Origin of the sequence: Shewanella halifaxensis HAW-EB4, from assembly GCF_000019185.1 — a bacterium.
In the GTDB taxonomy this organism is placed as follows: domain Bacteria; phylum Pseudomonadota; class Gammaproteobacteria; order Enterobacterales; family Shewanellaceae; genus Shewanella; species Shewanella halifaxensis.
The window spans coordinates 3,120,035-3,132,325 of the sequence record NC_010334.1 but is presented as its reverse complement, the minus strand read 5'-3'; the positions used below and the strand labels follow the sequence as shown (position 1 = coordinate 3,132,325).

The 12,291-nt window shown below is 43.3% G+C and carries 9 protein-coding genes; 5 read left to right on the top strand and 4 right to left on the bottom strand.

What is annotated here, in order from left to right:
- Positions 1-461: 461 nt before the first annotated feature.
- A complete protein-coding gene (locus SHAL_RS13445) occupies positions 462-1,448 on the bottom strand; it encodes a TDT family transporter (RefSeq protein WP_012277668.1) in 987 nt (328 codons plus the stop codon).
- A 112-nt stretch (positions 1,449-1,560) separates the two neighbouring features.
- Here SHAL_RS13445 and SHAL_RS23275 point away from each other — a divergent pair, with 112 nt between their 5' ends.
- Entirely contained in the window at positions 1,561-1,701 is a 141-nt protein-coding gene (locus tag SHAL_RS23275) for a hypothetical protein (protein ID WP_190273602.1), read from the top strand.
- 49 nt (positions 1,702-1,750) lie between these two features.
- Here SHAL_RS23275 and SHAL_RS13440 read toward each other — a convergent pair whose 3' ends face one another.
- Positions 1,751-2,824, bottom strand: a complete 1,074-nt coding sequence (locus SHAL_RS13440; protein ID WP_012277667.1) for a methyltransferase — start codon at positions 2,822-2,824, stop codon at positions 1,751-1,753.
- A 173-nt stretch (positions 2,825-2,997) separates the two neighbouring features.
- Here SHAL_RS13440 and SHAL_RS13435 point away from each other — a divergent pair, with 173 nt between their 5' ends.
- Positions 2,998-3,675 carry a TetR/AcrR family transcriptional regulator gene (locus SHAL_RS13435; protein WP_012277666.1) on the top strand — a complete coding sequence of 226 codons (678 nt, stop codon included), beginning with the start codon at positions 2,998-3,000 and terminating at the stop codon, positions 3,673-3,675.
- A gap of 32 nt (positions 3,676-3,707) precedes the next feature.
- Here SHAL_RS13435 and cysK read toward each other — a convergent pair whose 3' ends face one another.
- Complete coding sequence (gene cysK, locus SHAL_RS13430; protein WP_012277665.1) at positions 3,708-4,676, bottom strand: cysteine synthase A; 969 nt, start codon at positions 4,674-4,676, stop codon at positions 3,708-3,710.
- A 253-nt stretch (positions 4,677-4,929) separates the two neighbouring features.
- Between cysK and SHAL_RS13425 the strand changes: the two genes are divergently transcribed.
- Both SHAL_RS13425 and SHAL_RS13420 read left to right on the top strand, forming a co-directional pair.
- On the top strand, positions 4,930-6,255 hold the full coding sequence (locus SHAL_RS13425) for an RDD family protein (RefSeq protein ID WP_223296193.1): 1,326 nt from the start codon (positions 4,930-4,932) through the stop codon (positions 6,253-6,255).
- 198 nt (positions 6,256-6,453) lie between these two features.
- Positions 6,454-7,701 (top strand): response regulator, encoded by a 1,248-nt coding sequence (locus SHAL_RS13420; RefSeq protein WP_012277663.1) that lies wholly within the window; start codon positions 6,454-6,456, stop codon positions 7,699-7,701.
- A 153-nt stretch (positions 7,702-7,854) separates the two neighbouring features.
- Here SHAL_RS13420 and cysZ read toward each other — a convergent pair whose 3' ends face one another.
- The gene (gene cysZ / locus SHAL_RS13415) at positions 7,855-8,628 is read right to left on the bottom strand and encodes a sulfate transporter CysZ (protein ID WP_012277662.1); all 774 of its coding nucleotides are present in this window, start codon (positions 8,626-8,628) and stop codon (positions 7,855-7,857) included.
- Positions 8,629-8,845: 217 nt separating this feature from the next.
- Between cysZ and smc the strand changes: the two genes are divergently transcribed.
- On the top strand, positions 8,846-12,277 hold the full coding sequence (gene smc / locus SHAL_RS13410) for a chromosome segregation protein SMC (RefSeq protein ID WP_012277661.1): 3,432 nt from the start codon (positions 8,846-8,848) through the stop codon (positions 12,275-12,277).
- The last annotated feature ends 14 nt before the right edge of the window (positions 12,278-12,291 follow it).

Here is a 12,291-nt window from a genome sequence, read left to right as displayed (position 1 = left end):
TGCTTCTTAAGTGTTTGTAAATATATGTCAAGAAGTGATCGCTAAGATGGGATGTAAGCACAAGTTAATAACTGGGGCAACATGCTATTTACAGGTGTTTTATTTACCTGTTTTCAGTTTGAAAAGCTGCTGGTTAACAGGATGTGAATGAATGAGCGGCGCATAAGGGGGTTTGTGTTGCTCTTGTGTTTAATGTGATGTATACGTGTTATTTTTGTATTTGCAATGGTGCTGAGTTGTTATTTGTTTTTTAATTGCCTGTGGTATTTATGCTGATTTTTAGCTGATTACACATTAGTCTATACAGTGGTGTAATAGGTGATGCAAAAAGCCTGAAATGTGAGGTGCGTCACACTTAAGGCTTGGGGAAAGAGGTGATAATAGAGAAATGTTACATTTAGGTTTAACTATTTTAACGGCTTAATGTGTAACAATTAAACGGGGTAATTTATATCAACTTTTTAATTCGCTGTTCTGCCAAGAATACTTGCCTTGTAGTGGATGAGGTATTTTAGCGCAACATAAGTAACAACAAGTGTCGCTATGATAAGCTCGAATTTTGCAGCGATAAGTAAATCAAAGGAAAGCACGCTTGCACCGTATGTAGCTATTAACCATTGTACCGTTTTAAATAGGGCGGTAGCACCAATGACCATAGGGAAGGTGAATGCGGCGTAACCGGGTGAAAATGGTAGTCTTAGTAAGTGAAAGAAGGCTAGATAAATCACGCTTGTCATTAGCAATGCAAGAGTGAGTAATACTCCTACGATAATCAATGATGGCTGAGTTGAAATTGTTAAGTAGCCTGCTAAAGAGAGGCTCGCGGGTGCTGCTAAAATTGCGATGGTAGGCTTAGCTGCGTCAGCAATGGGGTCACAGAAGATCAAGCGATAGATCATGATTGGTAGCATCACCAGATAGCTGACCATGCCAAAGGTGAGAATTGCATCGGCCAGCCACTGATACTGCAACTCTGAGCCATGAGGAAAAGATACCGCTGCGACAATAATGCCGATAGGTGGCACAAACCAACTTGGCACCATATGCTCGAGTTTAAAATCAATGGCGCGGAAATAAATGAACAGAGTTAAAAACACGATATGAATGGTAATAGCCAATAGCCATATTGTTACCGCTACACCGTGATTAAATTGCCCTATGGCGGCCGAGACTACCATTAAGGCCATCGCAAAGGTCGGGATCACGCTACCAACCACAGGGTGAGTCAATTCTTGAATGAGTACTTTTGGATGAAGCACAAATTTGGCTACCAACATCAGCAGCATAACGGACGCTATCGACGCACCTACTAATTGAGCTTGGTTACCAAAACTTGGCAGCATACTTTCCCATGCCCAGCCTAAGCTAGCGATAGCCAGTGCAAGCCCTGCCATCGGACTTGGTAAACGTGATACTCGGTGTCTTAGCTTATTATGTGTTGTGGTCATTTTTTTCTCCTGAAATCAATCTTATACAGCTATTTTATAAGTACCGTTTGGTAAGTAAAATTGAAATAATGTTAACCGTAGATTCAATTTTACTGAATCTATATGGAGAGAGATGATCTTAGTGAGAGTGGTATTAGTGGGGATGGATTTACTGGAGATAGCGAATTTAAGCTGGTTTGGGCTAAGGCTATTTGAATACGCCCTGTGTAAACTTAAGCCTAGAACGAATAATCGCTTTAGGCTTAAGTCTTAAACGTGCAAACCTTAAAGTTTGTAACGAATGAGTCTTTAATATATGGGGCTTAAGGCTTGAGCTTACAACGTAGTAGCGTATGTCCTAGGCCGATATTGTCGATATCTTCATCAACAAAGAGTCCTGCTTGGCTGATTAATGTCAGTAAGGTTTTACTGTGATACATGCGGCTATTACCGTTGGCGATGGCGGTAAAATATAAAGAAGTGGCATTGACGCAATAGGCTCCCGCTTCAAAAGGTTGGCGATCCCAGAAGGTTTCTAAGATACAAAGTTCACTCCCAGGCTTCATCACTGATGCGGCTCTCTTTAAGATGCTGAGAATTTCGGCCTCGGAAAAACAGTCTAAGAATTGGCTCATCCAATACAGATCACCGCCTTCACAAAAGGGTTTATTTTCATCGAGCAGATCGGTGGCATAGGCTTGAACGCGCTCAGAAACCCCAGCAGTCATCGCATTTTCCATAGCAACCTTTAGCTGGCCAGGCAGGTCCATAATGGTGATCTGCACTTGGTTATCGTAACCCGTGCAAGCCAATGCCCATTTGCCAGTATTACCACCAACATCAACGATATGTTTGGGTTTAGCTTGAAAAATTAGCGGTAGAAGCGATTCAAAAGCATGATCTGAGTAGTAGTGATCAAACTCAAACCAGCTCTTTTTTATTTCATCAGGCAGCTGACTCAGCCCTGGGTAAATCGTTGGCCAGTCACCAAGGGAACTTAATCCTTTAGGCTTACCTTCAATTAATGACGCTTCTAGTTCGAATAGGCCTTGATAACACACATCATGGGTAAAATTTAAGTTGGTTTTTGCCATATCATCATGCAGCAAAAAATGGCCAATTTTGTCTAGTACGTACGTGTCTTCATTTAGATAGAGCAGACCCATACTGAGTCCCATGTCGACCAATACTCCTACGGCATATTCAGATAGCTCAGATTGCTGTGCCAAGCTATTTAGGCTACAGCCTTTCTCGCCACTCTCTGAGATGAGTTGTAATAAGTTAAATTTTAAAAGACAGCGTGCTACTTGAAAACTAATTGGGGCAAAAGCAATTTTTTGCGCTTCAAACTTTGCGTCAAAAGCACTGATAGAGAGAGGAGAGCGATAAAAAGACATAAGTTCAACCAAGATAAGCTTACAGAGTATTAGTGGAGCCAAATTTTACATGTTACAGTTTGTTAATTGTTTGAGCTTGATCCTACTTCACACGGATAAGTGTGATTTTAATAAGTTTAAAAGTGGTTTTAGCCTGCTCAAGCAGCATATTTATTAGTCTAACGGGAGCCGATATGCTTGTGCCTTTGACCTATGTGGGTCGTCAATCAAGCCGTAGCGATGGTCAAGCACGGCGTATTGCAATATTAGAAGCAACCTTGCGCTTAATCGTAAGAGAGGGGATCCGTGGAGTTCGACATCGTGCTGTAGCTAGTGAGGCTAATGTGCCGCTATCTTCAACTACTTATTATTTCGATGATATTAAAGATCTTATCAGTGATTCCTTAACCTATTTTGCAGAAAAAACCTTGTGGATGAATAAGGTATTAGAGCATAAGAGTTACGCCTTGGTGGAGAGTGTTAGGTTGGAGCAACAAACGGCTGATGAGTCGCAGATGAAGGCGTTTATTATCGATAATCTCAGTCAATTTATCTGTGAGCATATTAAAGAACAGTTAGCTCATCGAGACGACAGGATCCTTGAGGTAGCGTTTCATGAAGAGGCGTTACGTAATCCGCAACTGGCGGCGGCAATCACCGCATTAGATAAAACCTTTCTTGATAGTATTAAGCATTTTTTTGCTGATATGGGCTCAAGTTCGGCTAATGCCGATGCACATCAGGTGTTAGCGATTATTAAACTCCTAGAGTACCAGTATCTTATTCGAACTGATATTGATGATCACGCCTTGTTAGATATTGTCAGCTCAACAGTCAATCATATTGTGATGGCAATAAAAAACCCAAGCTAAGGCTTGGGTTTTTTATTTTACGCTAGGTGAAGTTATTGCACGTTTTCGGCATCGCTAAACTGGCCTTGGAACAGGGCTGAAGATAGGTAACGCTCAGCTGCTGACGGTAAAATAACCACGATATTCTGGCCTTCAAATTCAGGCAGTGCGGCGATACGGTTTGCGGCTACCACCGCTGCACCCGATGAAATACCGACTAAGATCCCTTCTTCTTTCATCAAACGCTGGGCCATCTCAATAGACTCTTCATTGGTTACCGCTTCAACGCGATCAATAAGGTTAAGATCTAAGTTTCCAGGGATGAAGCCTGCACCAATACCTTGGATCTTGTGTGGTCCAGGTTGTATCGTTTGGCCTGCTAATGTTTGCGCGATAACGGGTGAGTCGGTTGGCTCAACTGCAACCGATGTAATCGCTTTACCTTGAGTGTTCTTAATATAACGGCTAACACCGGTAATGGTACCGCCAGTTCCTACACCCGCAACAACGACATCGACTTCACCGTCGGTATCATTCCAGATTTCCGGTCCAGTGGTTTTTTCGTGGATCTCAGGGTTCGCAGGGTTATTAAACTGCTGCAGTAATACATATTTTTCAGGGTTTGATAGTCTGATCTCTTCAGCCTTATCAATCGCCCCTTTCATGCCTTTAGCCCCTTCGGTCAGCACAAGGTTGGCACCAAGGGCTTTAAGTAATTTTCTACGCTCTAAACTCATGGTGTTTGGCATTGTTAGAGTCAACTTATATCCACGAGCAGCAGCAACATAAGCCAGAGCAATACCGGTGTTGCCTGATGTGGGTTCAATAAGCTCTTGCTCTTGAGTTAGAAGGCCTTTTTTCTCAGCATCCCAAATCATATTGGCACCGATACGGCACTTAACGCTAAAGCTTGGGTTGCGAGCTTCTATCTTGGCAAGCACTCTACCATTACTTACACGGTTTAGACGGACAAGAGGGGTGTTACCAATTGTTTGTGAGTTATCTTCGAAAATTTTGCTCATTGATTGCTTGCTCCTTTAAATGCACAGTTAAATCATAATAGGCTTTTGCAGTAATAGAAGTGATAGTTTGTTCTTCGTTATTCTTTTTAGTTATTAAAGCGTTTGCTGTTATTCGTAAAGATCGATATAGCACAGGAAATGCTGTGTTAACATAATGTTACTTTTGAGGTTCGAGTCTGTCAGTTCCCCAGTTACAACGGGATATTCGTGTCGCTAAACAGGCTAATGAGGTGGTTCTATGAGGCAGCAGCAGATGAGTAAACATGATGATCCTAAGACCTGGGTAACGCCATTTGCCTTTGATGTATCGCCAAATATTCTTTACTTGCCATTAGCAAGTCCGCTTAAGCGAGGCTTGGCCATGATGATCGATGGCCTTTTGGTTGCCGTGCTCGCCGAAAGCGCTGGCTGGCTCTTTATCTTATTGGTGTTGGCTACACTCTTAATTCAAAAGCAGAGTAAAGCCGTGGGCAAGTTGTTTAAGTGGGGATTATACCTACTGATGTTGGCTGCTTTGATCTCGGCAGTCGTTGGTTATTATAGCGACGTAACGGTTAAACCGCCAAAGCAGGGAAGCCATTTAGACGCTAATGGCAGCATTGTGAAACCAGCAAATGGCGATGATGGCTTAGCGAGTTTGACTGAAATGGTGGGCTATGTGCCGGCCGTGATTGTTGCAAGTCAGTGTGAAGATTTTGCTTGTGCGCAAAAGAAAATGGCCGAAGTGGAGCAGGCCTTGTCTCGCTCAAGCCTGCCAACAGCAGAGCAAACACAAATAATCAATGAGTTAGTAGCAGGATTACCGCTTTCGACGATGGAGAAGCAACAGCTTTATCGACAGCAAGATCTTGAGAAAGGCGCACCGCAAGTCAGTGAGTTAGGAGCCAACCCAGATACGGAGGCTGGTATAAGTAGTAATACAAAGAACAGTACTAAATTAATTGCTAAATCAAGCGCTAAATCAAATACTGGATCCGATGAAGAAGCGGATATCAAAGCCAAAACCGCTCTAGACTCAAAACCTGAGATTGGAGCCGATTTATCTGAAGCTGGCGATATGCAGGCTCAAGGTTTTATGTCAGAGACCGCGATGGAAGGAAGCTTAGAAAAGATAGAGGAAGCTGCGCAAGCGTTAGAAAATCAAAATGTTCAGCTCGAATTTCTGCCAGAAAAAAATGAATCGACAACTAGTCCGTTGGCGTGGATTAAAGGTTTACTCAATGATCTTGGTTTAGGCTTTGGTTGGGCCGCTTTTTATTTTACCGTGTTCACCGCATGGTTTGATGGTCAAACATTAGGTAAGAAGCTATTTGGCATTCGTGTCATTCAACTCGATGGCACCAAAATCTCACTCTGGGATGCGTTTGGTCGATATGGTGGTTACGCGGCAGGGTTTACCACTGGTTTGTTAGGCTTTTTCCAGATCTACTGGGACGCTAATAGGCAAGCGATTCAAGATAAAATTTCGGCAACCGTGGTCATTGATGTGCGTAAAACCAAACATGAAGCTGCACTTGAACATGCCGCTATAGATAATAAATCTATTAACTTAGCGGTTGAAACGGGTGTAAATATTTGACATTAGTTATACCGTTTTCTCCCCGCAGACGTTAAGCTGAAAACGAATAAGAAGCGCGTAAATATAATATGCGACGGAATAATATTTCCTATTTCGACCTGCAAACTTAGCCAAGTAACCAAGGTTATTGGTTATCAAGAGCCTGAAAAAGGTTTGCTAAGTGCGGGGAGAAGCAATATAGGGAGAAGGAGAGCAAGTTTGCGGATTTTAGTGGTTGAAGATAGCCAAGTGGTTTCTAGGGTGATGCGGCACCTGCTAACCCAGGAGTTGTGTTGTGAGGTCGATGTTGCCTCTGACATGGCCAGTGCCAAGGAACTATTGGCACACAATGAGTACTTTGTTGCGATCACAGATTTAAATCTTCCTGATGCACAAGAAGGCGAGATAGTTAAGTTTGTTTTGGAAAAACAGATCCCTTGTATTGTATTAACTGGGAGTTGGGATGCCGAGCAGCGAGCTCGCTTATTACAACTAGGTATCGTGGATTATGTATTTAAAGAGAACCGTTTTAGCTATGAATATACCGCAAAACTGGTGAAGCGCTTACGCCGTAATCAAAGTGTAAAGGTGCTTGTGGCCGATGACTCTGTCGTTAGCCGCAAATTTATTCGTAGCTTATTAGAACAACATCTGTTTCAGGTGATAGAGGCCGATGATGGCATTTCTGCGTTAGAGACCCTTAATGATAACCCTGACATTACCCTACTTATTACCGATTATAATATGCCAAGGCTTGATGGTTTTGGCCTCATCATTAAGGTGCGAGAGCGACTGGGTCGTGAAGAGCTTGCTATTATCGGCCTGTCTAGTGACAGTGATGAAAGCCTGTCAGCACGCTTTATTAAAAATGGTGCCAACGACTTCTTGCAAAAGCCATTTGTACACGAAGAGTTTCATTGTCGAGTATTAACGACACTAGACTCGTTAGATATGGTCACTAAGTTGTGGGAACAGGCAAATCTCGATTACCTCACTAATGTGTTTAATCGGCGGTATTTCTTTAATTTTTATCAGGAGAAGTTAACCGAGGTTGCCCAGAAACAAGGTTCTTTGTCCTTGGCTTTATTGGATATCGACTTTTTCAAGAAGGTGAACGATACCTATGGCCATGATGTCGGTGATGAGGTGTTAATCGAATTTGCTTCGCGATTAAAGCAGTCTTTTTCACAGCACTTCACCGTGGCGCGTATTGGTGGTGAAGAGTTTGTGGTGGGGTTTAAAGGTCTTCATATCGAAAAGGCTTACGCCTTGATAGATAGATTCCGTATGCAACTTGAGATCACGCCGATAGAAACCTCAAAAGGGGCATTAACGATTACTGTCAGTACTGGAGTGACAGAGTTTGGCCATGACGAAACCGTCGATGAGTTGCTAAAGCGCGCAGATACGGGCTTATATGAAGCGAAGAGTGCAGGGCGTAACTTGGTTAGTATTGCAGAAAGTTAGTTTTTCAAGCTTGATTGTAACCCATAAAAAAGCAGCCAGATGGCTGCTTTTTTAATGTCTTGTCCTGAAATATGTAAACAGATTTCAGGACAAGACATTTGTAAGAAAAAAGTCACTTAGAAACATGGCTTTTGCAGAGTGATAATTTTGTTTTTATTCAGGTGCAATCATATCGTTTTTATAGGCGGCGCGATATTTATCGACCCACATGGCAGTTGCACCACAAATCGCTACGGGCATCACCACGAAGTTTAAAATGGGGATCATTGAGAACAAGGTGACAGCAGCGCCAAAACTAAAGCTACTGCCCTTGGTTTGGTTGAGCGCAAACTTCATATCTTGAAACGGTACTTTGTGGTTATCAAATGGATAATCACAATACTGAATTGCCATCATCCAGGCGCTAAACAGAAACCACAAAATAGGGGCCACAGTTTGCCCGACAAAAGGGATCCAGAACAGCAATAAGAATACGATGGCCCTAGGTAGATAATATTTAAGTTTCGTCCACTCTCGGCCCATGATCCGTGGTAGATCTTTAACCAGATCGATACCGCCACCAGTGTTAAGTGATTTACCCGTAAGCTGCTGCTCCACTTTTTCAGCCAATAAACCATTAAAAGGGGCGGCAAGCCAGTTCATTACCGAGCTAAAAACAAACGACAGTACGACTAATAAGGTCAAGACTGCCAGTGGCCACAAGATGAAGTTTAGCCAGCTTAAATAGTCTGGAAGCTGACTGGAAAGCCAGGCAAACACACTCTCTAATTGGCCAATGGCAAAATAGATTAGGCCACCAAATAATAATAAATTGATTGAAAGTGGAATAAAGACAAATCTTCTAAGACCTGGCTGCTTAATTAGGCTGAACCCGTCGAGAAAATAATTAACACCGCTTTTTTTTTGTACTTGTTTGGTTTTATTCATAGAAATATTACATTGTTAAGAATGCGCATTCGTACGATTGTGAGTCAGTCGGTATTTAATCACAAGTTAAAAGCGCTTAATCGTCAATAAAAAGCGTTACAAAATGCAGTGAGCTTTGGTAAAGTTACATCCTATATAAACGTTATTACTAGGCTTCCTATGCTAGTTCTCGAACTTAATCGCTAACATGCTAGCGAGGAAATGACTAAACGGCACCATGAGACTTAAACAGATTAAACTTGCCGGATTCAAGTCATTTGTCGATCCAACTAAAATACCTTTACTTAGCCCACTAAGCGCCATTATTGGCCCGAACGGCTGCGGCAAATCAAATGTGATTGACGCGGTGCGTTGGGTATTAGGTGAAAGTTCTGCAAAACATTTGCGTGGCGATTCCATGGCCGATGTTATTTTTAATGGCTCTACAGCAAGGCGCCCTGTATCTGTTGCCAGCGTGGAGCTGTTATTTGACAACCAAGATGGGCGCTTAGCGGGTCAGTACTCCAGTTATCAAGAGATTGCCGTTAAGCGTCAGGTGAGCCGAGACGGTGACTCAAGTTATTTTCTCAATAATCAAAAGTGCCGCCGTAAAGATATTACCGATCTCTTTATGGGCACCGGTCTTGGACCGCGTAGTTACGCCATTATTGAGCAGGGTACGATTTCAAGGTTAATTGAGTCTAAGCCTCAAGACTTAAGGGTTTTCATCGAAGAAGCGGCGGGGATCTCACGTTATAAAGAGCGTCGTCGTGAAACTGAAAACCGCATTCGTCACACCCGAGAGAACTTGGCTAGACTCGGTGATATTCGCTCTGAATTAGCCAAACAGTTAGACAAGTTAGCCGAACAGGCAGAAACCGCTAAAAAGTATCGAGAACTAAAACAAGCAGAGCGTAAGTGCGACGCCGAACTATCGGTCTCACGCTATCATGAGCTGCTGCAGCAAATCGCTAAAATAGATGAGCAACTGGGTAAGTTAGCACTGCAGCAAGCCCAGTTTTTGGCTGAAAAGCAGACCATAGAGCTGCGCTTAACTGAACTTAATTTGAAGCTAAGCGAACTCGATACCAAAGAAGCACATCAGGTTGAAGACTTTTACCTAACCAAAACGCATATCGCTAAGTTAGAGCAGTCGCTAAAGCACCGTGAGCAACAGGATGAGAGCCTGAGTCTGCGACTACAAGAGATTGCTGCGCAGATGCAAGCTTATCGCGCCCGTTTAGCCGAAGATGAAGCTAAACAGACCCTGCTCAATGAGCAGCAAGCAAGTGCTTTGCCTGAAGCAAGTCTATTACGACAGCAATTGGCAGAGCATGATGCCGAGCTTTCTACCTTAGTTGAGCAGCTTGAGTATTTAAGCGAGCAATTAAATAGCTTAAATGAAGCACATACTCAGGCGCACCTTGCTTTTGAGATGAATCGCAATCAACTCAGCCATGCTGAAACCGATATTAGCAATAAACATAAGCTGGTCGCGAGACTAGAAGATCAAGCGCTGCAAACCGCTTCCGATCTTGAATTGCTTAAATCACAAGATATCACTGAACAGGTGAGTGAACTTAGCGGTGTTATTGAGCAAGAACAAGAAGTGCTCGATGAGTTAAACTTCCTGCTCGAAGCAAAGCAGCAAACTGAACAAACATTGTTTGCAGAGCAGGACACTCTGAAAGTTAAACTTGCAGATGAGCAAGGCCGGTTATCTGTTGTGTCTCAGTTATTACCGACCGATAAGGACGGTGAATGCCAAGAGTTATGGCAAGTTATCGATGTCACTCCCGGCTGGGAAAGCGCTGTTGATATTTTATTATCTGGGCTATTAAGTGCGCCAGTGTTATCGGCTGCTGACTCTCAAAGTAATGACTCTAATCTGTCGCAGTTTGGCTTTGAAACAGCAAGTACGCAACTTGCAGCAGTCAAGGCGCCGGTAAACCTTGCCCCTTGGTTAAACCATGTCACGTGGCTAGAGACTATAAACCAAGCCATGCTACAGCGAGGTGCGCTCAAGCAAGAACAGTTAATTGCGACCGCCGATGGTTACCTTGTCGGTATCGACTTTATCATAGAGAAAACCCAAGCTGCAGGCTCGATTGTCGAGCTTAAGAATGAGCAAATCGCTCTGCAGCAAAGTGTCACTAATAGCCAAGCTAACTTAGCAAGATTAACGGAGTCTCTAACTGAGATAAAGTTAATGGTGGTGCCGCTTGTTAGCCAAGCTCAGCAAAAGCAGCAGTTGATCCAAGCCAAGCAGATAGAGCTTGCTAGTTTAAGCTCGCAACTGCGCTCGCAGCAGCAATCGATAGTCGATATTGCTTCTAGACTCGCAAAAGTGGAACAAGAGTTAGTCGAGGCTAAGCAAGAGCGACAGGATTTTCAACTCAATGTAGAGCAGCGTAAGCTGCAACATCAGTTACTCAACGAGACACTCGAACAGACACTGCGCGCTAAAACTCAAGGTCAGCAGCAAAGAGCACTGGCGGCTGAAAAAGTTGCGCAGCTAAAACCGCTACGCCAACAGTTAGACGCAAAGGTGACGCAAACCTCATTGAGTGAGCAGGGCTTACATACTCAGTTGGTGCTAATTAAGCAGCAGGTTAACCAACACGAACAGCGTATACTTGAGCTTGAACAAAATGAGCGTCAACTGCATAAGCAGTTAGACGCCAAAGACAGTGCGCAGGAAGAGGGCCAGTCACAGCCTCTTAGAGAACAATTAGATCAGGCCCTGCAAGCGCAACAAATTAAGCAAGAGGCGTTAACAGTCTTAAGGCGGCAGCAAGCAGAGTTACAGGAACTGTGCGATAGTGCAGGAACGAATAAAAAACAACAGCTTGCGAAGCTAGAAGACTTGACTCAATCTTCCAGCACGTTAAAGTTACGTCGTGAAGGTTTAAAAGGTCAAATTGACAGTCAGCTGCGATTGTTAAATGAACAACGCGTTGATGTTGAACTGATATTATCGACGTTAGACGATAAAAAGACCATGCTGTGGCGTCAAAAAGAGCTAGAACGACTAAGGGAACAGATAGGCCTTTTAGGTGCCATCAACTTAGCCGCTATTGAAGAGTACGATCAGCAAAATCAACGCAAGTTGTATTTAGACAGCCAAGATGATGACCTTAACGCGGCACTGAGCAGTTTAGAAGAAGCGATCCGTAAGATAGACAAAGAGACTAAGTCTCGCTTTAAAGATACTTTCGATAAAGTGAATACTGACTTAGGGATCTTGTTTCCCAAGGTCTTCGGAGGTGGTAGCGCGTATTTAGCCTTAACCGACGATGATCTATTAGAAACCGGTGTGTCCATTATGGCTAGGCCTCCGGGCAAGAAGAATAGTACAATTCACCTTCTTTCTGGTGGAGAAAAAGCGCTAACCGCTTTATCATTAGTTTTTGCTATTTTTAGATTGAATCCTGCACCATTTTGTATGTTGGATGAGGTCGATGCGCCTTTGGATGATGCCAATGTCGAACGATTTTGTCGTTTGGTAAAAGAGATGTCCCAAAGCGTACAATTTATATATATTAGTCACAACAAGATCACCATGGAATTGGCCGATCAACTTATCGGTGTGACGATGCATGAGCCCGGTGTTTCGCGCATCGTGGCAGTTGATATCGATGAAGCGGTGGCATTAGCCGACGCTGGATAAACATAAGAAATACA

Coding starts and splice junctions, on each gene's coding strand:
- SHAL_RS13445 (WP_012277668.1), bottom strand. CDS start 1,448: ATGACCACAACACATAATAAGCTAAGACACCGAGTATCACGTTTACCA.
- SHAL_RS23275 (WP_190273602.1), top strand. CDS start 1,561: ATGATCTTAGTGAGAGTGGTATTAGTGGGGATGGATTTACTGGAGATA.
- SHAL_RS13440 (WP_012277667.1), bottom strand. CDS start 2,824: ATGTCTTTTTATCGCTCTCCTCTCTCTATCAGTGCTTTTGACGCAAAG.
- SHAL_RS13435 (WP_012277666.1), top strand. CDS start 2,998: ATGCTTGTGCCTTTGACCTATGTGGGTCGTCAATCAAGCCGTAGCGAT.
- cysK (WP_012277665.1), bottom strand. CDS start 4,676: ATGAGCAAAATTTTCGAAGATAACTCACAAACAATTGGTAACACCCCT.
- SHAL_RS13425 (WP_223296193.1), top strand. CDS start 4,930: ATGAGTAAACATGATGATCCTAAGACCTGGGTAACGCCATTTGCCTTT.
- cysZ (WP_012277662.1), bottom strand. CDS start 8,628: ATGAATAAAACCAAACAAGTACAAAAAAAAAGCGGTGTTAATTATTTT.
- smc (WP_012277661.1), top strand. CDS start 8,846: ATGAGACTTAAACAGATTAAACTTGCCGGATTCAAGTCATTTGTCGAT.